Annotated in this window: 22 protein-coding genes; 10 read left to right on the top strand and 12 right to left on the bottom strand. The window is 62.0% G+C overall.

Annotated features, from left to right (window positions below; genetic code table 11):
• Window positions 1-22: 22 nt before the first annotated feature.
• Window positions 23-592: an RNA pyrophosphohydrolase gene (locus IEV38_RS08410; protein ID WP_188395738.1), complete on the top strand. Its 570-nt coding sequence runs from the start codon at window positions 23-25 to the stop codon at window positions 590-592.
• On the top strand, window positions 585-1,148 hold the full coding sequence (locus IEV38_RS08405; RefSeq protein WP_188395737.1) for a CNP1-like family protein: 564 nt from the start codon (window positions 585-587) through the stop codon (window positions 1,146-1,148). The genes IEV38_RS08410 and IEV38_RS08405 overlap by 8 nt, the downstream gene beginning before the upstream one ends.
• A gap of 59 nt (window positions 1,149-1,207) precedes the next feature.
• Here IEV38_RS08405 and proB read toward each other — a convergent pair whose 3' ends face one another.
• The 4 genes from proB to rplU form a co-directional block, all read right to left on the bottom strand.
• Entirely contained in the window at window positions 1,208-2,326 is a 1,119-nt protein-coding gene (proB, locus tag IEV38_RS08400) for a glutamate 5-kinase (RefSeq protein WP_188395736.1), read from the bottom strand.
• 54 nt (window positions 2,327-2,380) lie between these two features.
• Complete coding sequence (gene cgtA, locus IEV38_RS08395) at window positions 2,381-3,490, bottom strand: Obg family GTPase CgtA (protein ID WP_188395735.1); 1,110 nt, start codon at window positions 3,488-3,490, stop codon at window positions 2,381-2,383.
• Window positions 3,491-3,612: 122 nt separating this feature from the next.
• The gene (rpmA, locus tag IEV38_RS08390; RefSeq protein WP_188395734.1) at window positions 3,613-3,870 is read right to left on the bottom strand and encodes a 50S ribosomal protein L27; all 258 of its coding nucleotides are present in this window, start codon (window positions 3,868-3,870) and stop codon (window positions 3,613-3,615) included.
• A 36-nt stretch (window positions 3,871-3,906) separates the two neighbouring features.
• Window positions 3,907-4,218 (bottom strand): 50S ribosomal protein L21, encoded by a 312-nt coding sequence (rplU, locus tag IEV38_RS08385; RefSeq protein WP_188395733.1) that lies wholly within the window; start codon window positions 4,216-4,218, stop codon window positions 3,907-3,909.
• A 275-nt stretch (window positions 4,219-4,493) separates the two neighbouring features.
• Here rplU and ispB point away from each other — a divergent pair, with 275 nt between their 5' ends.
• The 7 genes from ispB (at window position 4,494) to yacG (ending at window position 11,333) form a co-directional block, all read left to right on the top strand.
• The gene (gene ispB / locus IEV38_RS08380) at window positions 4,494-5,444 is read left to right on the top strand and encodes an octaprenyl diphosphate synthase (protein WP_188396110.1); all 951 of its coding nucleotides are present in this window, start codon (window positions 4,494-4,496) and stop codon (window positions 5,442-5,444) included.
• 137 nt (window positions 5,445-5,581) lie between these two features.
• Window positions 5,582-7,312 carry a type IV-A pilus assembly ATPase PilB gene (pilB, locus tag IEV38_RS08375; RefSeq protein ID WP_188395732.1) on the top strand — a complete coding sequence of 577 codons (1,731 nt, stop codon included), beginning with the start codon at window positions 5,582-5,584 and terminating at the stop codon, window positions 7,310-7,312.
• A 14-nt stretch (window positions 7,313-7,326) separates the two neighbouring features.
• Window positions 7,327-8,559 (top strand): type II secretion system F family protein, encoded by a 1,233-nt coding sequence (locus IEV38_RS08370; RefSeq protein ID WP_188395731.1) that lies wholly within the window; start codon window positions 7,327-7,329, stop codon window positions 8,557-8,559.
• Window positions 8,560-8,689: 130 nt separating this feature from the next.
• Window positions 8,690-9,553 (top strand): prepilin peptidase, encoded by an 864-nt coding sequence (locus IEV38_RS08365; RefSeq protein ID WP_188395730.1) that lies wholly within the window; start codon window positions 8,690-8,692, stop codon window positions 9,551-9,553.
• Between the two features lie 13 nt (window positions 9,554-9,566).
• Window positions 9,567-10,190 carry a dephospho-CoA kinase gene (gene coaE / locus IEV38_RS08360; RefSeq protein WP_188395729.1) on the top strand — a complete coding sequence of 208 codons (624 nt, stop codon included), beginning with the start codon at window positions 9,567-9,569 and terminating at the stop codon, window positions 10,188-10,190.
• Between the two features lie 179 nt (window positions 10,191-10,369).
• Window positions 10,370-11,125 (top strand): cell division protein ZapD, encoded by a 756-nt coding sequence (gene zapD, locus IEV38_RS08355; RefSeq protein WP_188395728.1) that lies wholly within the window; start codon window positions 10,370-10,372, stop codon window positions 11,123-11,125.
• Window positions 11,126-11,135: 10 nt separating this feature from the next.
• Complete coding sequence (gene yacG, locus IEV38_RS08350) at window positions 11,136-11,333, top strand: DNA gyrase inhibitor YacG (RefSeq protein WP_188395727.1); 198 nt, start codon at window positions 11,136-11,138, stop codon at window positions 11,331-11,333.
• On the opposite strand, the gene IEV38_RS08345 is transcribed toward yacG, so the two are convergent.
• From IEV38_RS08345 to IEV38_RS08325, 5 genes are all read right to left on the bottom strand, one after another.
• Window positions 11,330-11,758, bottom strand: a complete 429-nt coding sequence (locus IEV38_RS08345) for an NUDIX domain-containing protein (protein ID WP_188395726.1) — start codon at window positions 11,756-11,758, stop codon at window positions 11,330-11,332. The two genes, yacG and IEV38_RS08345, sit on opposite strands and share 4 nt — an antisense overlap.
• 14 nt (window positions 11,759-11,772) lie before the next feature.
• Complete coding sequence (locus IEV38_RS08340; protein ID WP_188395725.1) at window positions 11,773-12,639, bottom strand: ATP-binding protein; 867 nt, start codon at window positions 12,637-12,639, stop codon at window positions 11,773-11,775.
• A gap of 44 nt (window positions 12,640-12,683) precedes the next feature.
• Entirely contained in the window at window positions 12,684-13,919 is a 1,236-nt protein-coding gene (argJ, locus tag IEV38_RS08335; protein WP_188395724.1) for a bifunctional glutamate N-acetyltransferase/amino-acid acetyltransferase ArgJ, read from the bottom strand.
• A gap of 244 nt (window positions 13,920-14,163) precedes the next feature.
• The gene (gene secA, locus IEV38_RS08330; protein ID WP_188395723.1) at window positions 14,164-16,929 is read right to left on the bottom strand and encodes a preprotein translocase subunit SecA; all 2,766 of its coding nucleotides are present in this window, start codon (window positions 16,927-16,929) and stop codon (window positions 14,164-14,166) included.
• Between the two features lie 209 nt (window positions 16,930-17,138).
• Window positions 17,139-18,098: a M23 family metallopeptidase gene (locus tag IEV38_RS08325; protein ID WP_188395722.1), complete on the bottom strand. Its 960-nt coding sequence runs from the start codon at window positions 18,096-18,098 to the stop codon at window positions 17,139-17,141.
• 56 nt (window positions 18,099-18,154) lie between these two features.
• On the opposite strand from IEV38_RS08325, the gene IEV38_RS08320 reads away from it, so the two are divergent.
• On the top strand, window positions 18,155-18,655 hold the full coding sequence (locus IEV38_RS08320; protein ID WP_229728947.1) for an McrC family protein: 501 nt from the start codon (window positions 18,155-18,157) through the stop codon (window positions 18,653-18,655).
• Between the two features lie 58 nt (window positions 18,656-18,713).
• On the opposite strand, the gene lpxC is transcribed toward IEV38_RS08320, so the two are convergent.
• The 3 genes from lpxC to ftsZ form a co-directional block, all read right to left on the bottom strand.
• Window positions 18,714-19,649 carry a UDP-3-O-acyl-N-acetylglucosamine deacetylase gene (lpxC, locus tag IEV38_RS08315; protein ID WP_188395721.1) on the bottom strand — a complete coding sequence of 312 codons (936 nt, stop codon included), beginning with the start codon at window positions 19,647-19,649 and terminating at the stop codon, window positions 18,714-18,716.
• 193 nt (window positions 19,650-19,842) lie between these two features.
• Entirely contained in the window at window positions 19,843-20,346 is a 504-nt protein-coding gene (locus tag IEV38_RS08310) for a peroxiredoxin (protein WP_188395720.1), read from the bottom strand.
• 169 nt (window positions 20,347-20,515) lie between these two features.
• The gene (ftsZ, locus tag IEV38_RS08305) at window positions 20,516-21,697 is read right to left on the bottom strand and encodes a cell division protein FtsZ (RefSeq protein ID WP_188395719.1); all 1,182 of its coding nucleotides are present in this window, start codon (window positions 21,695-21,697) and stop codon (window positions 20,516-20,518) included.
• Window positions 21,698-21,763: the final 66 nt, after the last annotated feature.

The following is a 21,763-nucleotide window of genomic DNA, read 5'->3' as shown; positions in this document are numbered from 1 at the left end:
CCGCAGAAAGTACAGGTGCAACATGCTGGATCGTGAAGGCTTCCGCCCTAACGTCGGCATCATTCTGCTCAATGCACAGAATGAGGTGTGGTGGGGCAAGCGTGTGCGCGAACACTCGTGGCAGTTCCCGCAGGGCGGCATCAAGTTCGGCGAAACGCCCGAACAGGCCATGTACCGCGAGCTCGAGGAAGAGGTCGGCCTCAAGGCTGAACACGTCAAGATCATCGGCCGCACGCGCGACTGGCTGCGTTACGAAGTGCCCGACCATTTCATCAAGCGCGAGATCCGCGGCCACTACCGCGGCCAGAAGCAGATCTGGTTCCTGCTGCGCATGGTGGGCCGCGACTGCGACGTCAACCTGCGCATGACCGAACATCCCGAGTTCGACGCCTGGCGCTGGCACGAGTACTGGGTACCGCTCGACGTCGTCATCGAGTTCAAGCGCGACGTCTATCAGCGCGCCCTGCAGGAGCTTTCCCGCTTCCTGAACAAGCCGCAGCACGGCAATACCTCGCGCTATCTGCGCCAGACGCATTCTCCGCGCAAGAATCCATCCTCCACTCCCCGCGAGAAGAAACCAGAACATGAATAACCGCCATTCCAATCCGTTCGCACGTGCCTGGCTTCGCCTGGCCGCCCCTGTCGCGCTGCTGCTCGCTGCGCACACTGCCTTTGCACAGGCGAATTTCGAGGAAGACTTCGATGACGAGAACAAGACCTGGGAAGAAATCGCGATCCAGCTGCCGGCACCGCCGAAGGAAGAAGACTTGATCGAGTTCTACGTCGGCCCGACCACCACGCAGACCTTCGCGATCGATGCCAAGTCGCTCGCCATCGGCCGCGACGGCGTGATCCGCTACACACTGATCGCCACCAGCCCGGCCGGCGCCAAGAACATCAGCTACGAAGGCATACGCTGCGCCACCTTCGAAAAGAAACTGTATGCCTTCGGGCGCAGCGACGGCTCCTGGGGCCGCTCGCGACGCGACCAGTGGGAAGGTATCGTGCGCGGCAATGTCAACCGCCAGCACGCGGCACTGGCGCAGGATTACTTCTGCAGCAACCTGACCATCGTCGGAACCGAAAAGGATATGCTGCAGCGCCTGCGCAGCAAACGCACGCTGACCGACAGCCTGCTGCGCGAATAGGGCCATTCGCCCCCATGAAAAAAGCCTGCCTCGTCGATACCGGGCAGGCTTCTTTGTTTTCAGAGCAAAACCATGTTGTCGCGATGAATGAGCTCGGGCTCTTCGACATAGCCGAGAATACCCGCAATCTCGGAAGACGGCTTGCGCAGGATGCGCCGCGCCTCTGAACTCGCATAGTTGGTGATGCCGCGCGCCACCGCGCGACCGGCCTGATCGACACAGGTGATGACGTCGCCGCGGCCGAAGCTGCCAGCCACTTCGGTCACACCGATCGGCAGCAGCGACTTGCCCTCGGCCGTCAGCTTCCTGACCGCACCATCGTCTAACACCACCCTGCCGGCGGTCTGCAGATGATCGGCCATCCACTGCTTGCGTGCGGTCAGCTGCGCGGTCTGCGCCGTCAGCTGGGTGCCGATCGCCTCGCCCTGTGCGAGGCGCGTCAGCACATTGTCCTCGCGGCCCCATGCGATCACGGTATGCGCGCCCGACAGTGCCGCGCGCTTGGCGGCGAGAATCTTGGTCAGCATGCCGCCGCGTCCGAGGCTGCTGCCGGCGCCACCGGCCATGGCCTCCAGTGCCGCATCGCCGGCCTTCGCTTCATGCACGAATTCGGCTTCCGGATTCTTGCGCGGATCGGCTGTATACAGGCCGCGCTGGTCGGTGAGGATGATCAGCGCATCGCCTTCGATCAGGTTGGCGACCAGCGCACCCAGGGTGTCGTTGTCGCCGAACTTGATTTCGTCGGTGACCACGGTGTCGTTCTCGTTGATGATGGGCACCACGCCCAGTCGCAGCAGCGCGAACAGCGTCGACCGCGCGTTCAGATAACGCTCGCGGTCGGCGAGGTCGGCGTGCGTCAGCAGCACCTGCGCGGTGCGCACATTGCGCCGGCTGAAGCTGCTTTCGTAAATCTGCGCAAGCCCCATCTGGCCGACCGCGGCACAGGCCTGCAGCTCGTGGATACCGGTCGGGCGGCGCTCGAAGCCGAGCCGCAGCATGCCTTCCGCGATCGCGCCGGAGCTGACCAGCACCACTTCCTTGCCGAGCGCGCGCAACTGCACGATCTGCTCGGCCCATTTCTCGATGGCCTGCGCATCGAGCCCCTTGCCCTCGTTGGTGACAAGAGAAGAACCGACCTTGATGATGATGCGCTTGGCTTGCTGGATCACGGAATGCATGACTTGTCCGCTTGTTTTTATGGATGGATGCCGGCCGCTTGCGTGAATGGCTTGTTAATCGATGACCTTGAAGCGCGGATCGTCGGCATCGATCGAATCGATCGCCCGTACTTCCTCGGCGATCTGCTGCGTTTCCTCCGAGCGCTGTTCGATTTGCCGCTGCTGCGCCAGATAATCGTAAATCTCGACGATCAGATCGTTGCAGCCGTCGCGCGTCAGGGCCGAAATCTCGAACACCGGCCCCTTCCAGCCGAAGCGCTTGACGAAATCCTTGACGCGCTTGGCGCACTCGTCTTCCGGCACCACATCCAGCTTGTTGAGCACCAGCCAGCGCGGCTTGTCGAACAGCGATTCGTCGTACTTCTTGAGTTCCTTGACGATGGCCTTGGCTTCCTTGACCGGGTCGACATTGTCGAACGGCGCCAGATCGACGATGTGCAGCAGCAGGCGCGTGCGCTGCAGATGACGCAGGAACTGATGACCAAGGCCGGCACCGTCGGACGCGCCTTCGATCAGGCCCGGAATGTCGGCGATCACGAAGCTCTGCTCATGACTGACGCGCACCACGCCCAGATTCGGATGCAGCGTGGTGAACGGATAATCGGCGATCTTGGGCCGCGCGTTGGAAACCGCCGTGATGAAGGTCGATTTACCGGCATTCGGCATGCCAAGCAGACCGACGTCGGCCAGCACCTTGAGCTCGAGCCGCAATTCGCGACGCTGACCTTCCTTGCCCTCGGTCTTCTGACGCGGTGCACGGTTGGTCGAGGACTTGAAGTGGATGTTGCCCCAGCCGCCCTCGCCGCCCTGCGCGAGCAGAACCTTCTGGCCGTGCTCGGTCAGGTCGGCCACCAGCTCGCCGTCGTTCTGGTCGATCACCAGCGTACCGACCGGCATGCGCAGGAAGATGTCGTCCGCGCCCTTGCCGTAGCAGTCGGAGCCGCGACCGTTCTCGCCGTTCTTCGCCTTGTGGATCTTGGAATAGCGGAAGTCGACCAGCGTGTTGATGTTGCGGTCGGCCACCGCCCAGATGCTGCCGCCCTTGCCGCCGTCACCACCGTCCGGACCGCCGAACGGCCTGAACTTCTCGCGGCAAAACGAGGCGACGCCATTGCCGCCATCGCCGGCAATGACCTCGATTTTTGCTTCGTCGATGAATTTCATGAAACCGTCCGTAAGAAACCGAAAAGGCCCTTGAACCCAAAGGCCTTGAAACTAAAAAGGCCCCACCTGCGGCAGAGCCTTTTGACTGAAGGCTTGCGCCTCGCTTTATATAGTTGAACCGATCAGGCTGCAACGACCGTCACATAGTGACGCTTGAGCGCGCCCTTGGTCACGAAGGCAACCTTGCCGTCGATCAGTGCGAACAGGGTGTGATCCTTGCCGATGCCGACGTTCTCGCCCGCGTGCATCTTGGTGCCGCGCTGGCGAACGATGATGCCGCCTGCATTGATGGTCTGGCCGCCGTAAACCTTGACGCCGAGGCGTTTCGATTCCGAGTCGCGACCGTTACGCGTAGTGCCGCCGCCCTTCTTGTGTGCCATTTCTGACTCCTTGGTATCTGGTTGATCCCGACCGGCTTAGCCGTTGATCGAGACGATTTGCAATTCGGTGTAGTTCTGACGATGGCCCTGACGCTTCTGATAGTGCTTGCGGCGACGCATCTTGAAGATCTTGACCTTGTCGTGACGACCGTGGGAAACAACCGTGGCAAGGACCGTCGCACCTTCAACCAGCGGAGCGCCAAACTTGATGGCTTCTCCGGCGCCCACTGCGAGCACCTGATCAAGGGTGATTTCGGATCCAATGTCTGCCGGTATCTGTTCTACTTTGAGTTTTTCGCCAGCAGCAACCTTGTATTGCTTGCCACCGGTTTTTATGACCGCGTACATGTGAAACCTCATCAAATGATTTAGGAATTTATTTTTCCTCCGCTCCACAACCTCCGCGGAAACGGGAAAACCCCAAATTATACATGCACTTACATGCGCGGTCAAAACGAATTCTGCATGCCTGTCGCCACACGCCGACGGCAGCCGGCCGGCCCGCTGTTCGGCCGCCGCCTCATTTTTGCCCCGGCATCGTATAATTCGGCAACTTCGACCGCTTACTTTTGATCAGGCTCACCTTGGTTTCCGCATCCGCCCCATCCGCCCAAACCCAGATTATCCAGCCAATTTCCACCGATTTGCAGGCAGTTGACGCCGTGATCCGGCAAAAACTGCATTCCGAGGTGGCGCTGGTCAACCAGATCGCCGATTACATCATCAGCGCCGGTGGCAAGCGCATCCGCCCCGTTCTGGTGCTGCTGATGGCAAACGCCTACGGTTACACGGGCACTCATCATCATCAACTGGCGGCGGTCGTCGAATTCATTCACACCGCGACCCTGCTGCACGATGACGTAGTCGACGAATCGTCGATGCGGCGCGGCCGCCAGACCGCCAACGCGCTGTTTGGCAACGCCGCTTCGGTGCTGGTCGGCGACTTCCTCTATTCGCGTGCCTTCCAGATGATGGTATCGGTGGGCGACATCCGCATCATGGAAATCCTGGCCGATGCCACCAACGTGATCGCCGAGGGAGAAGTGCTGCAGTTGCTCAACATGCACGATCCGGATGTGACGGAAGAACGCTACACCCAGGTCATTCGCTCCAAGACTGCCAAGTTGTTCGAGGCTGCCGCCCAGCTCGGTGCACTGGTGGCCGGCGCGGACGAGGTGCAGACCGAGGCCGCAGCAGAATATGGCCGCTCGATCGGCACCGCGTTCCAGCTCATCGACGATGTACTCGACTATTCGGGGCAGGCGGAAGACATCGGCAAGAACGTCGGCGACGACCTGCGCGAAGGCAAGGCGACGCTGCCGCTCATTTATCTGATGGAACACGGCACCGCGGAACAGCGCGAACTGGTGCGTAGTTGCATCGAGAATGGCGACGAGCAGCATTTCGATGCCGTTTTGACAGCAGTCACCATGTCGGGTGCGCTCGATTACACGCGCCGCAAGGCCGAACAGGCCGCAGCCGCCGCAACCGCAGCTGTGGCCGCGCTACCGCCCACCCCCTTCAAGGAAGCACTGCGGCAATTGAGCCACTTTGCCGTCAATCGCAACCACTGAGCGAGCCACGCAAAGCGGCCTAAAACCGCAAAAGTAGCACTGAAGTAACAACTCCAGCCTGTTTCCTTTACAAAATAGATGCCGGGAGGCATTATCTAACGCACCTTTGGCGCTTCGATAGTCTTCCGGCACAGATCATGGCTGCAGTACTCCCCAGCTCCACTCCTCCCATTTCAATGTCCGGACTTGCCCGTGCATTGTTGCAGGCAGGAAAACTGTTGCCCCAACAGGCCGAAGCGCTCTCCCGCCAGGCAGGTACGGAAAAAATCCCCTTTGTCGATGTACTGCTGCAAAGCGGCGCCATCAGCGCATCCGACATGGCGGTCTTCTGTTCCGAAACCTTCGGCTATCCGCTGCTGGACCTGAACGCCTTCCATACCGCCATCCTGCCGGACAAGATCATCGATGATCGGCTGATGCAGAATCATCGCGTGGTAGCCCTTTCCAAACGTGGCAACAAGGTCGCGATCGCCATCTCCGATCCGACCAATGCTGCCGCCCTCGATCAGATCAAGTTTCAGACGCAATTGACAGTGGAGCCGGTGATCGTTGACCACGGCGCGCTGCTCAAACTCATCGAAAAACTCGGAAAAAGCGCCGAACAGGGCCTGAACGAGCTGATCGGCGAAGACCTCGAGAATATCGACTTCGTCGATGACGACAATACTTCCGCGCCGCTGGATGCCGCTTCCGCCGATATCGACGATGCGCCGGTGGTCAAATTCCTGCAGAAGATCCTGATCGACGCCATCAACCAGGGCGCCTCCGACCTGCACTTCGAACCCTTCGAGAAGTTTTACCGCATCCGCTTCCGCGTCGATGGCGTGTTGCGCGACATCGCCCAGCCGCCGCTGGCGATCAAGGAAAAACTGGCTTCGCGCATCAAGGTCATCTCCAAGCTCGACATTTCCGAAAAACGCGTGCCGCAGGACGGCCGCATGAAGCTCGTCATGTCCAAGACGCGCTCCATCGATTTCCGCGTCAGCACGCTGCCCACGCTGTTCGGCGAAAAGATCGTCATGCGTATCCTCGACGGCTCGCAGGCGCAGATGGGCATCGATGCGCTCGGCTACGACGAAGACCAGAAGGCGATCCTGCTCGATGCCATCCAGCGCCCCTACGGCATGGTGCTGGTGACCGGCCCGACCGGTTCCGGCAAGACGGTGTCGCTCTACACCTGCCTCAACATCCTGAACAAGCCCGGCATCAACATCTCCACCGCCGAGGACCCGGCCGAGATCAACCTGCCCGGCGTCAACCAGGTCAATGTCAACGACCGCGCCGGCCTGACCTTTCCGGTCGCGCTCAAGGCCTTCCTGCGGCAGGATCCGGACATCATCATGGTCGGCGAGATCCGCGACCTCGAGACCGCCGACATCGCGATCAAGGCCGCGCAGACCGGCCACATGGTGTTCTCCACGCTGCACACCAACGACGCGCCGGCCACGCTGACGCGCCTGATGAACATGGGCGTGGCGCCGTTCAACATTGCCTCCTCGGTGATCCTGATTACGGCGCAGCGCCTGGCGCGCCGCCTGTGTTCGTGCAAGGAGACCACCGTGATCCCGGACGAGGCGCTGCTCGAAGCCGGCTTCGACGAAGCCGATCTCGACGGCACCTGGCTGCCGTACAAGCCGGTCGGCTGCGAGCGCTGCAACGGTAGCGGCTACAAGGGCCGCGTCGGCATCTACCAGTTGATGCCGATCACCGAGAACATCGAACGCATCATCCTGAACCACGGTACCGCGCTCGAGATCGAGGAACAGGCAAAACAGGATGGCGTACGCACGCTGCGCCAGTCGGGCCTGATCAAGGTCAAGCAAGGGCTCACCAGCCTGGAGGAAGTACTGGGCTGCACCAATAACTGAAAAGGAAAAAGGGGATGGCAACGTCAGCACGCAGAACCGGCAGCGCCGCGCTTGTCAAGGAATCGGTCTTTGCCTGGGAGGGCAAGGACAAGGCGGGGAAGATCGTCCGCGGCGAAATCCGCGCCGGTGGCGAAGCCATCGTCAATGCCACCCTGCGCCGTCAGGGCGTGCTGGTCACCAAGGTCAAGAAGAAGACCTATCGCAGCGGCAAGAAGGTCTCGGACAAGGACATCACGCTGTTTACGCGCCAACTCGCCACCATGATGAAGGCCGGCGTACCCTTGCTGCAATCGTTCGACATCGTCGCCAAGGGCAACGACAATCCGGCAGTCTCCAAGCTGGTGCAGGACATCCGCGCCGACGTCGAGACCGGTACCAGCCTGAACCAGGCCTTCCGCAAGTTCCCGCTCTACTTCGACCCGCTGTTCTGCAATCTGGTGGCGGCCGGCGAACAGGCCGGCATCCTGGAAGACCTGCTGACACGACTGGCGGTCTATAAGGAAAAGACGCTCGCCATCAAGGGCAAGATCAAGTCGGCGATGTTCTATCCGATTTCCATCCTGGCCGTCGCCTTTGTGGTGACCGCCGTCATCATGATCTGGGTGGTACCCGCCTTCAAGGGCGTCTTCACCAGCTTCGGCGCCGACCTGCCCGCGCCGACCTTGATGGTGATGGCAATTTCAGACTTCTTCGTCGCCAACTGGTACCTGATCTTCGGCCTGCTGTTCGCCGGCCTCTACCTGTTCTTCCAGAGCTGGAAGCGTTCGCTGCGCATGCAGCAGTTCATGGATCGCCTGCTGCTCAGGCTGCCCATCTTCGGCCCCGTCATCCGCAAGGCGACCATCGCACGCTGGACGCGCACGCTGTCGACCATGTTCGCGGCCGGCGTACCGCTGGTGGAGTCGCTGGATTCGGTCGGCGGCGCCTCCGGCAATGCGGTCTATCTCGACGCGACGCGCCGGATTCAGACCGAGGTCAGCACCGGTACCAGCCTGACCGCCGCCATGCAGAATGCCGACGTCTTTCCCAACATGGTCACGCAGATGGTTTCCATCGGCGAGGAATCGGGTTCCCTCGACAGCATGCTGGGCAAGGTGGCCGACTTCTATGAAGAAGAAGTCGATGAAGCCGTGGCCTCGCTGTCGAGCCTGATGGAACCCCTGATCATGGTCATCCTCGGCGTGCTGATCGGCGGTCTCGTCATCGCCATGTATCTGCCTATCTTCAAGCTCGGCTCAGTAGTCTGACATTTTGGGGCAGGACGGCCTTCACTGGCCGCCCTGCGCCACTGCGGTTGTTGGCCGGCACGAAGTAAGCTAACGTTCCGGCTGCCACACCTTCCCACTCATTGCACTGTCCCTGTCTCCACCGACGTCCATGCTCGATCAGATTCTGTTTGCACCGCCTTCCAGCCTGCTCCCCGCCGTTGTCGCCGGCATCTTCGGCCTGCTGGCCGGCAGCTTCCTCAATGTCGTGATCCATCGCGTGCCGAAGATGATGCAGCGCGAATCCGACAACTACGTCGCCAGCGAAAGCAACCTGCCGCCGCCGCACCAGGACCGCTACAACCTGATGGTGCCGCGCTCGGCCTGCCCGCAGTGCGGCCACCAGATCACGGCGCTCGAAAACATCCCGGTCGTCAGCTATGCGCTGCTCGGTGGCAAATGCAAGGAATGCAAAACGCCGATCTCGCTGCGCTATCCGGTGGTGGAACTGCTGTCGGGTGCGTTGTCGGCACTGCTGGTATGGCGCTTCGGCAGCGGGCTGGCGGGACTCGCCACGCTGGTCTTCGTCTGGCTGCTGATCGCCATGAGCTTCATCGATATCGATACCCAGTTGCTGCCCGACGACCTGACGCTGCCGCTGCTGTGGCTGGGGCTGCTGGTCAATCTCGACGGCACCTTCGTCCCGCTGCAGGAAGCCGTGATCGGCGCGGCCGCCGGCTACCTGAGCCTGTGGTCCATCTACTGGCTGTTCAAGCTCGTCACCGGCAAGGAAGGCATGGGGCATGGCGACTTCAAGCTGCTGGCGGCGCTCGGTGCCTGGCTCGGCTGGAAGATGCTGCCGGTGATCATCCTGCTGTCGTCGGCGGTCGGCGCGGTGGTCGGCATCGGCCTGATCGTGCTGGCGCGACGCGGGCGCGACATTCCGATTCCGTTCGGCCCCTATCTGGCAGCAGCCGGCCTGCTGGCGCTGCTGTTCGGTCCCGTGCTGACACAAGCCTATCTGGATATACTCTGAGTCCATGCAGACCATGGACAAGAAGCCCTTCTCGGTCGGGCTGACCGGCGGCATCGGCAGCGGCAAGAGCACGGTCGCCGATCTGTTCGGCGCGCGCGGCGCGGCCATCATCGATACCGACCGCATCGCACACCAGTTGACCGCGGCCGACGGCCTCGCCATCGAACCGATCCGCCAGGCCTTCGGCGCCGATTTCATCGGGGCCGACGGAGCGCTCGACCGCGCGCGCATGCGCGAAGCCGTGTTCACCGATCCCGAGCGCAAGAAGCTGCTCGAATCCATCCTGCATCCTCTGATCCGACAGGAAACCGAACATGCCGCGCGTACCACGCCCGGCGACTATCCGATCTTCGTGGTGCCGCTGCTGGTGGAGTCCGGCCGCTGGGTGCAGCGCGTCTCGCGCGTGCTGGTGGTTGACTGCCCCGAAGACGTGCAAATCCGGCGTGTGATGCAGCGCAGCCAGTTAAGCGAAGAGCAGGTACGGGCGATCATGGCGACCCAGACGTCGAGAGAAAGTCGGCTCGCGGCGGCCGACGACATCCTGCTCAACGACGGCGACACCAGCCGTCTGCCGGCACTCGTCGATACGCTGCATGAGCGTTATCTGGCGCTGGCTGCCCAGTTACCGCAAGGGTGAACGATCACGCGCACGGGCGGTCTATTCCCACATCGCGCAGGGCAGGTTGCAGCACGCGCCGCCCGGCATCGACAAATTCCGCACGGCATTTGTATTTTGCTGCGGCTTCGTTCAGAATCACATAATTGATTCACAACAGCGCGTCACCCACACCGGTCCAACATTTTAGGGATGCCACTTTGATTGTCTACGAATACCCTTTCAACGAGCGTATTCGCACGTTGCTGCGGCTGGAAGACCTGTATGAGAAATTCGCTTTCTTCATCGGTCACGAGCACCCGCAGCACCATCATGTCGCACTCTCCACGATCTTCGAAATGCTGGAAGTGGCAGGTCGCGCCGACCTGAAGTCGGACCTGCTGCAGGAACTCGAACGGCAGAAGCAGACCCTGCTGGGCTTCCGTTCCAATCCCAACGTAGAGCCCGAGATGCTCGATGCCATCCTCTACGACATCGACCGCATCAGCGCTGCACTGGTCGCCTCGCAGGGCAAGACCGGCCAGCACATCCGCGAGAACGAGTGGCTGATGAGCATACGCGGCCGCACCATCATCCCGGGTGGCGCCTGCGAGTTCGACCTGCCGTCCTACTACGCGTGGCAGCAGGATTCGGCCGAACAGCGCGTCGCCGACATTCAGAAATGGTTCATGCCGCTGGTGCCGCTGTTCGACGCCATCAGCATGGTGCTGCGCCTGCTGCGCGAGTCGGGAAGGCCGGTCAAGATGATCGCACAGTCCGGCAGCTACCAGCAGATGCTGCAGGGAAAGTCTTACCAGATGCTGCGCCTGACGCTCGACAACGAGTTGCGCGCCATTCCAGAAATCTCCGCCAACAAGTACATGCTGTGGATACGCTTCACCACGCAGGATGGCGACATGAAGCCCAAGTCCTTCGAAGGCGATGTGCCGTTCGAGCTCAGCCTCTGCAGCTTCTAGGAATCACGCGATGGCCGTCGTCAATTGCCCAACCTGCGGCACCAAGGTGGAATGGGTGGAAGCCAACAAGTTTCGTCCGTTCTGCTCCGAACGCTGCAAGCAGATCGACCTGGGCGCCTGGGCCGAAGAGAAGTACGTGATCCCGGTCGCCAATCCGCTCGAAGATTTCGACGAAGACGCGCCGCCCCCGCCGCGGCACGAACCTTAAACCAATCCAGCGTCCGGATAGCGCAGCCGATCCAGCCATTCGATCAGCGGGATCGTGGCCGGCAGCAAGGGCTCGACGCCGACGCTGCCCTGCCAGGCAAAGGCCTGGTTCTCCAGACTCTGCGGTTCGCCGCGCCATTCGCGGCTGATGTAGAAATGCAGGCGCACGTGCGCGTGCGGATAGACGTGTTCGACGCCGCACCACGGCTCGGCCGACAGTACCTCGATCCCAAGCTCTTCCTGCATCTCGCGCTTGAGCGCATCGAGGATCGCCTCGTCCGGCTCGACCTTCCCGCCCGGGAATTCCCAGTAACCCGCATACGGCTTGCCGTCGGGGCGCTGCCCGAGCAGCACGTCACCGTTGGCTTTCATCAGGATGCCGACGGCAACGTCGATGGGCACCGGGCTGCGGACAGGATCGGTCATCGAAACAGCCTCGCTCACTTCTTCATCTTGCCGGCATGATCCTTGGCGAATTGCCAGGCCACGCGCCCCGAGCGCGAACCGCGCTGCAGCGCCCAGCGCAACGCTTCCGGCTTGGCTTCCTCGATCTGTTCGGCATTGCAGCCGAAGTGCGCGAGCCAGTGCGCGACGATGTCGAGGTAGTCGTCCTGCTTGAACGGATAGAAGGTCACCCACAGCCCGAAGCGCTCGGACAGGGAAATCTTTTCCTCGACAGTCTCGCCCGGATGCAGGTCGCCGTCGTCACCATGGCGGTAACCGGCATTGTCGGACATGCGCTCGGGCAGCAGATGGCGACGGTTCGAGGTCGCATAGATCAGCACGTTGTCCGACTGCGCGGACACACTGCCATCCAGCGCCACCTTGAGCGCCTTGTAGCCGCCCTCGCCTTCCTCGAACGACAGGTCGTCGCAGAAGATCACGAAGCGTTCGGGCCGTACCGACACCAGATCGACGATGTCGGCCAGATCGCCGAGATCGCTCTTGTCGACCTCGATCAGGCGCAAGCCGCGATCGGCGAACTGGTTGAGGCACGCCTTGATCAAGGACGACTTGCCGGTGCCGCGCGCGCCGGTCAGCAGCACGTTGTTGGCCGGCAGGCCTTCGACGAACTGGCGCGTGTTCTGCTCGATCTGCGCCTTCTGCGGCCCGATGTTGTGCAGGTCGTCGAGCGCGATCGGCGACATGTGCCTGACCGGCTGCAGCCAACCGCGACCGTTCGATTTGCGCCAGCGGAAGGCTACCGCCGCATTCCAGTCGGGCTCGGCGAGTGCCGGCGGCAGAAAGGCTTCGAGGCGGCCGAGCAGCGCTTCGGCACGTGTCAGGAATTGTTCGAGTTGCGTCATTTTGATCGGAGGAAAAAGCGGTTCAGTCATGACCCGCAGGAAAATCAGGAACGGTAATCGGCGTTGATCGACACGTATTCGTGCGACAGGTCGCAAGTCCAGATCGTTGCTCCCGCCTGCCCGCGCCCCAGTTTCACGCGGATCGTGATCTCGCTCTGCTTCATCACGCGCTGGCCGTCGGCCTCCTGATAGTCGGGATGGCGGCCGCCGTTCCTGGCAACCCAGACGTCATCCAGATACAGGTTGATCTTGCCGACATCCAGATCATCGACACCGGCGTAGCCGATCGCGGCCAGGATGCGGCCAAGGTTCGGATCGGATGCGAAGAAAGCGGTTTTGACCAGTGGCGAATGCGCGATCGAATAGGCGATTCTGCGGCACTCTTCCACATCCTTGCCCTCCTCGACCGTGACCGTGATGAATTTGGTCGCGCCCTCGCCGTCGCGCACGATCATCTGCGCCAGCTCCTGCGACAGGCCGAGCACGGCGTCGTACAGCGCAGCGTAGGCCGGCGAATCAACGCTCTCGACCGCCAGCGCCGAAGTACCGGTCGCCATCACGATGAAGGAGTCGTTGGTCGAAGTGTCGCCATCGATGGTGATGCAGTTGAACGAACGGTCGGCCACCGCCTTCGTCAGCTGTTCGAGTACCGGCTGCGCCACGCGCGCATCGGTCGCCAGGAAGCCGAGCATGGTCGCCATGTTGGGCTTGATCATGCCGGCGCCCTTGCTGATGCCGGTCAGCGTGACGGTGTGGCCGTCGATGACCACCTGACGCGACGCCGCCTTGGGCTGGGTGTCAGTGGTCATGATGGCCAGCGCGGCATTGTGCCAGTTGTCCTCGTTCAGGTTACCAATCGCCTGCGGCAGGCCGGCGACCAGGCGGTCGATCGGCAGCGGCTCCAGGATCACGCCGGTGGAAAACGGCAGGATCTGCGTCGGCGCGCAATCGAGCAGCGTCGCCAGCTCGGCGCAGGTCTGCTTCGCATGCGCAAGACCGCTTTCGCCGGTGCCGGCATTGGCGTTGCCGGTATTGATCACGAGTGCGCGAATCGGCGCACCGTCGCGCAGATTGCCCAGATGCTCCTTGCACAGCTGCACGGGGGCGGCGCAGAACCGGTTCTTGGTGAACACGCCGGCCACCGTCGCGCTCGGCGCCAGTTTCACCACCAGCACATCCTTGCGATTCGCCTTGCGGATGCCGGCTTCGGCATGGCCGAGTGCGACGCCGGCGACCGGCTTCAGGTTTTCGGGAATCGGGAGAGGAAGATTGACGGCCATGGCAGGAAAGAGGGAGTTGAATACGGTTGAAATCGATCGGCTATTGTAAATCCAAAGCCGAGACAGGGTAATGACAAGGGATGCTGACAACAGCAGCGGAAACGACAAGGGCGGGAATCAACCCGCCCTTCGTGGAAAGTGCATGGACTAGCAGGTCAAGGCGAGGGCAAGGCGCAATGCCGCAGACAGTACTTAAGTACGGCAAGGCGAAGCAACGCAGTAATCGCCTTGACCTGCTGGTCCATCAAGCCAGACGGCCGTGGCATTGCTTGTACTTCTTGCCGCTGCCGCACGGGCATGGATCGTTGCGACCGACCTTGGGGAAGGGATTGGCCTGCGTACGCTGCTCGTCCGTGTCCGGACCGGCGGTCGGCGCCAGCAGTTCCTCGGGCGCGGCGTTCTCGTCGAACTCGGCGTGCTGGTAATGCACGTTCTCGACCTGCGGTTGCGCGAGCTGCTGCTCGGCTGCGTCGATCTCGTCTCGCGATTGCACGCGCACGGTCATGACGATGCGCACCACCTCGGCCTTGATCAGGTTCAGCATCTGGCCGAACAGTTCGAACGCCTCGCGCTTGTATTCCTGCTTGGGATTCTTCTGCGCGTAGCCGCGCAGGTGGATGCCCTGACGCAGGTGGTCGAGCGCGGCAAGGTGTTCGCGCCAGTGCGAGTCAACCGCCTGCAGCATCACGCTGCGCTCGAAACCGCCGAACGATTCCTGGCCGACGATCGCGACCTTGGCATCGTAGGCGGCATCGGCTGCCTTGAGCAGATGGTCCAGCATCTCTTCGTCCGAAACATTGCTGTCCTTCTCCACCAGATCGGCCATCGAGAAGTCGAGCTGCCATTCGTCGCGCAGCGCGGCGTCGAGACCCGGCAGGTCCCATTGCTCTTCCATCGACTGCGGCGGCACGTGGGTATAGAACAGGTCGGTAAACACGCCGTGGCGCAGGGCCGCGATCAGCGCCGACACATCCCTGGTTTCGAGCAGTTCGTTGCGCTGCTGGTAGATGACCTTGCGCTGGTCGTTGGCGACGTCGTCGTATTCGAGCAGCTGCTTGCGGATGTCGAAGTTGCGCGCCTCGACCTTGCGCTGCGCCGATTCGATCGAGCGCGAGACGATGCCGGCCTCGATCGGCTCGCCTTCCGGCATCTTCAGGCGGTCCATGATCGCGCGCACGCGGTCGCCGGCAAAGATGCGCAGCAGCGCATCGTCGAGCGACAGGTAGAAACGCGAGGAACCCGGATCGCCCTGGCGTCCCGAACGACCGCGCAACTGGTTGTCGACGCGGCGCGATTCGTGGCGTTCGGTACCGATGATGTGCAGGCCGCCGGCCGCCACCACCTGGTTGTGCAGCGACTGCCATTCGTCGCGCAGCTTCTGTGCCTGCGCCACTTTATCGGCTTCGCTCAGGTCGGGATTCGATTCCAGCAACTGGATCTGTTTCTCGACATTGCCGCCCAACACGATATCGGTACCGCGGCCTGCCATGTTGGTGGCGATCGTGATCGCCTGCGGCCGGCCGGCCTGCGCGATGATCTCGGCTTCGCGCGCGTGCTGCTTGGCGTTGAGCACGTTGTGCGGCAGCTTGGCCTGGGTCAGGATGCCGGACAGCAGTTCGGAGTTCTCGATCGACGTCGTGCCGACCAGCACCGGCTGGCCACGCTCGTAGCAATCCTGAATGTCCTTCAGCATCGCCTGGTATTTTTCCTGCGCGGTCTTGTAGACCTGATCCTGACGATCCTTGCGCTGGCTCGGGCGGTTCGGCGGGATGACGACGGTTTCGAGCTTGTAGATTTCCTGGAATTCGTAGGCTTCGGTGTCGGCCGTGCCGGTCATGCCCGCCAGCTTGGCGTACATGCGGAAGTAGTTCTGGAAGGTGATCGAGGCCAGCGTCTGGTTCTCGTTCTGGATGCGCACGCCTTCCTTCGCCTCGACCGCCTGGTGCAGGCCCTCGGACCAGCGGCGGCCCGTCATCAGGCGACCGGTGAATTCATCGACGATCACGACTTCGTTGTTCTGCACCACGTAGTGCTGATCCTTGTGATACAGCGTGTGTGCGCGCAGCGCGGCGTACAGGTGATGGATCAGCGAGATGTTGGCGGCGTCGTACAGCGAGGCGCCTTCGGCCAGCAGGCCCATGCGGGTCAGGATTTCCTCGGCCTTTTCGTGGCCGGCTTCGGTCAGCAGCACCTGATGCGACTTTTCGTCCTTGGTGTAGTCGCCGGGCACCTCGACCTTGCCCTTGCCATCCGGCGTTTCCTCGCCGATCTGCAGCGTCAGCAGCGGCGGTACCGCGTTGATCTTGTGATAGAGCTCCGTATTGTTTTCGGCCTGGCCCGAAATGATCAGCGGCGTACGCGCCTCGTCGATCAGGATCGAGTCCACCTCATCGACGATCGCGAAATTCAGGCTGCGCTGCACGCGATCGGCAAGGTCATAGACCATGTTGTCACGCAGGTAGTCGAAGCCGAACTCGTTGTTGGTGCCGTAGGTGATGTCGGCGTTGTAGGCAGCCTGCTTGGCCTCGTGCGGCATCTGCGACAGGTTCACGCCCGTCGTCAGGCCGAGCCAGCCGTACAGCACGCCCATCGATTCGGCGTCGCGCTGTGCGAGGTAATCGTTGACCGTCACCACGTGTACGCCCTTGCCCGCCAGGCCGTTCAGGTAGGCCGGCAGCGTCGCCATCAGCGTCTTGCCCTCGCCGGTGCCCATCTCGGCGATCTTGCCGTAATGCAGGGTCATGCCGCCGATCAGCTGGACATCGAAGTGACGCATGCGCAGCACGCGCTTGCTGGCCTCGCGGCAGACCGCAAAGGCCTCCGGCAGCAGGTCGTCGAGGGCTTCTCCCTTGGCGAGGCGTTCCTTGAATTTGGGCGTCTTGGCTTTCAGCTCGTCGTCCGTGAGTTTTTCCAGGGCCGGCTCGAGTGCATTGATTTGGCGAACGGTTTTCTGGTACTGCTTGATGAGTCGCTGGTTGCGGCTGCCAAAGATCTGGGTCAGTAATGACATGCTTGGATTCTTGCGTGGATTCTAATGAAGGCGCCTGGAACAACTTCACGGACATGCGGAAAACCGCATGCCATCGCGCTGGGCGTGGCTAAAGGGCTGATTCTAACATGTGGTTTCCGGCATATTGGGCTTGCCCGTCCGGAAACAATGGCATGACACAAAAGAAATGAATCCGAAGGCGAACTCCGGCCGAAAACCGCTCCCTGCGATCAGGGTGTGACCAGGGCCAGCTTGCGCGCATGGCTGGCACCGGCCAGCAGGAATTTGTGCGGGTCCTGCGCCACGCCCTTGATGCGCACCTCGAAGTGGAGGTGCGGGCCGGTCGAGCGGCCGGTGGTGCCGATATCGGCGATGTGCTGGCCGCGCCGCACGATGTCGCCGACGTTGCGCACCAGGCGCGAGGCATGCGCGTAGCGCGTGATCATGTCGTTGCCGTGATCGACCTCGATCATGTTGCCGTACTGCGGATGGAATTCGGCGGTGGTCACCACGCCGCCGGCCGCCGCCAGGATGGGCGTGCCGGACGGCGCGGCGAAATCGATGCCTTCATGCATGGAGATGCGGCCGGAAAACGGATCGACGCGGCGGCCGAAGGTGGAAGCGTTGTAGGCGACATTGACCGGCTGGATGGTCGGCAGCAGGCGCGACTGGATCTTGTCGCTCATGAGCGCCGATTCGACCACGTTCAGATAGTCGGCGCGCCGTTCGAGGTCATGTCCCATGCCATCCAATAACGCCTGGAATTCGGAAAGCGTGATGTCGCGGCTGCTGGTGCCGTCCATGCTCGACGGTTCCATCCCGCCCTGGCCCGGCTTTTCGCGGAAATTGAATTCGGTCGGCTTGACGCCGGCCAGGCCCTGCACGCGTTCGCCGAGCGCGTCCAGGCGCATCAGCTGCGCCTGCATCTCGCCCAGGCGGCGCGCCATCAGCGCCAGGTTTTCCTTCAGGTATTTGTCCTGCTCGGCAGCGTCGGTCGCCACCGATTGGCCCAGCATGTCGCGCACCGGTGCCGGCATGCTGGCCGCCCGGCTCACCGCCACGTAGGACAGCAGCGCAGCGCCGCCGACGATGGACAGCAAGAAGGCGAGCAACAGGATGATCAGATGCCGGCGCGTCAGTGTGACCGACCGCGCGTGCGTCAAGCGAGGGTGCAACAAAATAATCTGCATCGCGACTCCCTGGTTGCCCGCCTGCGTCGGACGAGCTGTGATAAGGTTTCATAACGATGTGGCCACCCTCATTTACCCCTTTCAAGCACCGCTCACCCTCGCAAAAATCGGCAAAGGGCGCTGCGGAATTCCTGCGTTCGCACGACAGGCTGGCAGCACTGCTGCCTTCGGTCACCCGAATGGCTGCGCTGCAGAAGGATTGTGCGGCGGCGCTGCCTGCGATGTTCGCGCAGTGCGCCATCCTGCAGTTCGAGGCCGGCCAGCTTGTGCTGGGAATACCCAACACCGCACTGGCCGCGAGGTTGAAACAGCAATTGCCAAAACTGCAAGGCCAATTGCTGCACCGGGGCTGGCAGGTTAATGCAATACGTCTCAAAGTGCAAGTTGCCCAACCCCTCGACAAATCAAGGGTTTCGGTCAAAAAACCGCTGTCCGAAAAGGCCCTGTCCGCCTTCGACTCACTGCATCATGGGCTGGAAGATACGCCGCGCAATCAGACGCTCAAGGATGCACTGGAACGCCTGCTGCGTCATCAGCGCAATGTAAAAGAAGGTTAAACAGCGCGAAGGCGCACGCAGCAGGGGGAACTGCCGCGACGTGCGGCGGGCGCACCGCTCAGGTAAGTGTCCACTCCAGCTCGGCCTGGCGCGCATAATCGGTAGGCGCCGAATCAACGCGATCGAAGGAGACGATCTCGTAGGCATCGGGCTGCTCGAGCAGGGCGCGCACCAGCAGGTTGTTGAGCATGTGGCCCGACTTGTGGGCATGGTAGCTGGCGATCAGCGGATGGCCGACCAGGTACAGATCGCCGATCGCATCGAGAATCTTGTGCCGCACGAACTCGTTGTCGTAGCGCAGGCCGTCGGCATTCAATATCCGGTATTCGTCCATCACGATCGCGTTTTCGAGCGAACCGCCGCGGATCAGGCCCAGGCCGCGCAGGGTTTCCATGTCCTGCATGAAGCCGAAGGTGCGCGCGCGCGCCACGTCCTTCACATAGGATTCCAGGCTGAAGTCGATGGTCGCGGTCTGGCCGGTGCCATCCACCGCCGGATGCTTGAACTCGATGAAGAAATGCAGCTTGAAGCCGTCGTAGGGTTCGAGCCGCGCCCAGATCTCGCGCTCGCCGCTGCCCTGCCGCACTTCCACCGCCTTCTTGATGCGGATGAATTTCTTGGGCGCTTCCTGCTCCTGCAGACCGGCCTGCTGCAACAGGAACACGAAGGACGACGCCGAGCCGTCCATGATCGGCACTTCCTCGGCGGTCAGATCGACGTAGAGATTGTCGATGCCGAGGCCGGCGCAGGCCGACATCAGGTGTTCGACGGTCGAAACCTTGGCACCATCCTTGGCCAGCGTCGAGGCCATGCGCGTGTCGCCGACGATGGTCGCCTGCGCCGGCAGTTCGACCACCGGATCGAGGTCGATGCGACGGAACACGATGCCGGCATCCGCCGGCGCCGGGCGCAACGTCAGCTCGACCTTGGTGCCGGAATGCAGACCGACGCCAACCGTCCTGACCTGTTGTTTGATGGTGCGTTGTTTGAGCATGGGAAGATTATAGCAACCGGCGCCAGGGCGCGCGGCGGATGGAAACACTTTGCAACAGCTTACCGGCAAGCACCGCGGCGCGCCATTTGGCTTTCGCTATGGCACTCATCGGCCGTTTCTTGCATTCAGAAAAGAACAAGCCGCGCATCGTGGCGCGGCTTGTTGCGTAACATGCTGCCGAGGCAGCGATTCGTTAGATCTGCGACAGCAGTTTTTCTGCGGTCGAGGTTTCCAGGTGGCCACTGTCTTCCACGTTGAGCACCTTGACCACACCGTCCTCAACCAGCATCGAGTAACGCTGCGAACGCACGCCCAGGCCGCCCTTGGTCAGATCGAATTCCAGGCCCAGCGCCTTGGTGAAGGTACCGCTGCCGTCGGCGATGAAACGCACCTTGCCGTCGGCCTTCTGTTCACGGCCCCATGCGCCCATCACGAACGGATCGTTGACCGACAGGCACCAGATTTCATCGACGCCCTTGGCCTTGAACTGGTCGGCAGCCTTGATGTAGCCCGGCGCGTGCTGTTCGGAGCAGGTCGGGGTGAAGGCGCCTGGAACGGCGAAGATCGCGATCTTCTTGCCCTTGGTGGCCTCGTGCACCATGACTTTGCTGGGGCCGATTGCGCAGCCTTCGGTGGCCACGTTGACGTATTCTGCGAGCCGCGCTTCCGGCAGCTGATCACCTACTTTGATAGTCATCTTGATTCCTTTGATTGATTGGTTTGGTAAGAACGGGCGTAGCCGGTGAAAAAACGCCGCGCACTGGGCGCGGCGTGGAACGTCAAGTATGCCCTGTTCTGATTATTTTTGCAGACAGTTTGACAACGAGGTCAAACCGTCCGCGCCATCAGGCAGGGCGGCAGGCCGATCAGTCGGCCTGTTTGCGCAGGAAGGCCGGAATGTCGTAGGTTTCCATGCCATTCTTTTCGAGCGCACGGACCGTGTCCGAGGCCGATTCGCGACGCCATACCGCCGGCGCCTTCAGGCCTTCGAACGAAGACGACTGCGCGCTGCCCTGCATCATGCCGGTGTTGGCCATCATCGGCTCGTTGTGGGTACCGGTGCGCAACATTGGCGTCTGCACCAGTTGCACACCCTTGCGTGCGCGGCCCAGGCCGGTCGCCACCACGGTCACGCGGATGTCGTCGCCCATCGTATCGTCGTAGGCGATGCCTTGCGCGATCGAGGCATCGGGTGCCGCAAACGCGCGCACGGTTGCCATGACTTCCTTGATTTCCTTGCCCTTGAGGCTGCGGCTGGCGGTAACGTTGACCAGCACGCCGCGCGCGCCCGACAGGTCGATGCCGTCCAGCAGCGGCGAGGCAACGGCCTGTTCGGCGGCAATGCGTGCGCGATCGACGCCGTGCGCGGTGGCCGTACCCATCATGGCCTTGCCCTGCTCGCCCATGATGGTTTTCACATCGTTGAAATCGACGTTGATATGGCCCGGCACGTTGATGATCTCGGCGATACCGGCGACGGCATTGTTGAGCACGTCATCGGCGTGTTGCAGCCATTCGATCATGCTGTCGTCCTCATAGATGTCTTCGAGCTTTTCGTTGAGGATGATGATCAGCGAATCGACGTGTTCGCTCAGCGCTTCCAGGCCTTCCTCGGCGATGTCCATGCATTTCTGGCCTTCGTACGAGAACGGCTTGGACACCACGGCCACCGTCAGCGCGCCCTGTTCCTTCGCCACCTGCGCGACGATCGGTGCGGCGCCGGTACCGGTACCGCCGCCCATGCCGGCCGCGATGAAGACCATGTGCGCACCGCGCAGTGCATCCTCGATGCGCGCACGCGATTCCTCCGCCAGCTGGCGACCGACCGCCGGCTTCATGCCCGCGCCCAGGCCGGTCTCGCCGATCTGGATCACGTTGTGCGCCTTCGACTGTTCCAGCGCCTGGGCGTCGGTATTGGCGGCGATGAATTCGACGCCGGACACGCCCTTGTTGATCATGTGCTGCACCGCGTTGCCGCCGGCGCCGCCGACGCCGACGACCTTGATCACGGTCCCTTGCGAAGCATTTTCGAGCATATCGATTTCCATGACAGTTCCTTTTATATAGTGCAGTTTCCAGTTGATAGACATCACGCGGTGTGACGGCTAGCAACT

The organism is Oxalicibacterium flavum (assembly GCF_014635065.1).
Lineage (GTDB): Bacteria > Pseudomonadota > Gammaproteobacteria > Burkholderiales > Burkholderiaceae_D > Oxalicibacterium > Oxalicibacterium flavum.
The sequence above is the reverse complement of the archived record's forward strand: the minus strand, read 5'-3'. Positions and strand labels throughout refer to the sequence as shown.

What these genes read in the sequence shown, in the direction of transcription:
- IEV38_RS08365 (WP_188395730.1), top strand. Translation starts at nt 8,690, where the DNA reads ATGCTCGATCAGATTCTGTTTGCACCGCCTTCCAGCCTGCTCCCCGCC.
- lpxC (WP_188395721.1), bottom strand. Translation starts at nt 19,649, where the DNA reads ATGCTCAAACAACGCACCATCAAACAACAGGTCAGGACGGTTGGCGTC.
- ftsZ (WP_188395719.1), bottom strand. Translation starts at nt 21,697, where the DNA reads ATGGAAATCGATATGCTCGAAAATGCTTCGCAAGGGACCGTGATCAAG.
- coaE (WP_188395729.1), top strand. Translation starts at nt 9,567, where the DNA reads ATGGACAAGAAGCCCTTCTCGGTCGGGCTGACCGGCGGCATCGGCAGC.
- IEV38_RS08410 (WP_188395738.1), top strand. Translation starts at nt 23, where the DNA reads ATGCTGGATCGTGAAGGCTTCCGCCCTAACGTCGGCATCATTCTGCTC.
- cgtA (WP_188395735.1), bottom strand. Translation starts at nt 3,490, where the DNA reads ATGAAATTCATCGACGAAGCAAAAATCGAGGTCATTGCCGGCGATGGC.
- secA (WP_188395723.1), bottom strand. Translation starts at nt 16,929, where the DNA reads ATGTCATTACTGACCCAGATCTTTGGCAGCCGCAACCAGCGACTCATC.
- IEV38_RS08370 (WP_188395731.1), top strand. Translation starts at nt 7,327, where the DNA reads ATGGCAACGTCAGCACGCAGAACCGGCAGCGCCGCGCTTGTCAAGGAA.
- IEV38_RS08310 (WP_188395720.1), bottom strand. Translation starts at nt 20,346, where the DNA reads ATGACTATCAAAGTAGGTGATCAGCTGCCGGAAGCGCGGCTCGCAGAA.
- IEV38_RS08325 (WP_188395722.1), bottom strand. Translation starts at nt 18,098, where the DNA reads ATGCAGATTATTTTGTTGCACCCTCGCTTGACGCACGCGCGGTCGGTC.
- proB (WP_188395736.1), bottom strand. Translation starts at nt 2,326, where the DNA reads ATGCATTCCGTGATCCAGCAAGCCAAGCGCATCATCATCAAGGTCGGT.
- yacG (WP_188395727.1), top strand. Translation starts at nt 11,136, where the DNA reads ATGGCCGTCGTCAATTGCCCAACCTGCGGCACCAAGGTGGAATGGGTG.
- argJ (WP_188395724.1), bottom strand. Translation starts at nt 13,919, where the DNA reads ATGGCCGTCAATCTTCCTCTCCCGATTCCCGAAAACCTGAAGCCGGTC.
- IEV38_RS08345 (WP_188395726.1), bottom strand. Translation starts at nt 11,758, where the DNA reads ATGACCGATCCTGTCCGCAGCCCGGTGCCCATCGACGTTGCCGTCGGC.
- pilB (WP_188395732.1), top strand. Translation starts at nt 5,582, where the DNA reads ATGGCTGCAGTACTCCCCAGCTCCACTCCTCCCATTTCAATGTCCGGA.
- IEV38_RS08405 (WP_188395737.1), top strand. Translation starts at nt 585, where the DNA reads ATGAATAACCGCCATTCCAATCCGTTCGCACGTGCCTGGCTTCGCCTG.
- IEV38_RS08320 (WP_229728947.1), top strand. Translation starts at nt 18,155, where the DNA reads ATGTGGCCACCCTCATTTACCCCTTTCAAGCACCGCTCACCCTCGCAA.
- rpmA (WP_188395734.1), bottom strand. Translation starts at nt 3,870, where the DNA reads ATGGCACACAAGAAGGGCGGCGGCACTACGCGTAACGGTCGCGACTCG.
- IEV38_RS08340 (WP_188395725.1), bottom strand. Translation starts at nt 12,639, where the DNA reads ATGACGCAACTCGAACAATTCCTGACACGTGCCGAAGCGCTGCTCGGC.
- rplU (WP_188395733.1), bottom strand. Translation starts at nt 4,218, where the DNA reads ATGTACGCGGTCATAAAAACCGGTGGCAAGCAATACAAGGTTGCTGCT.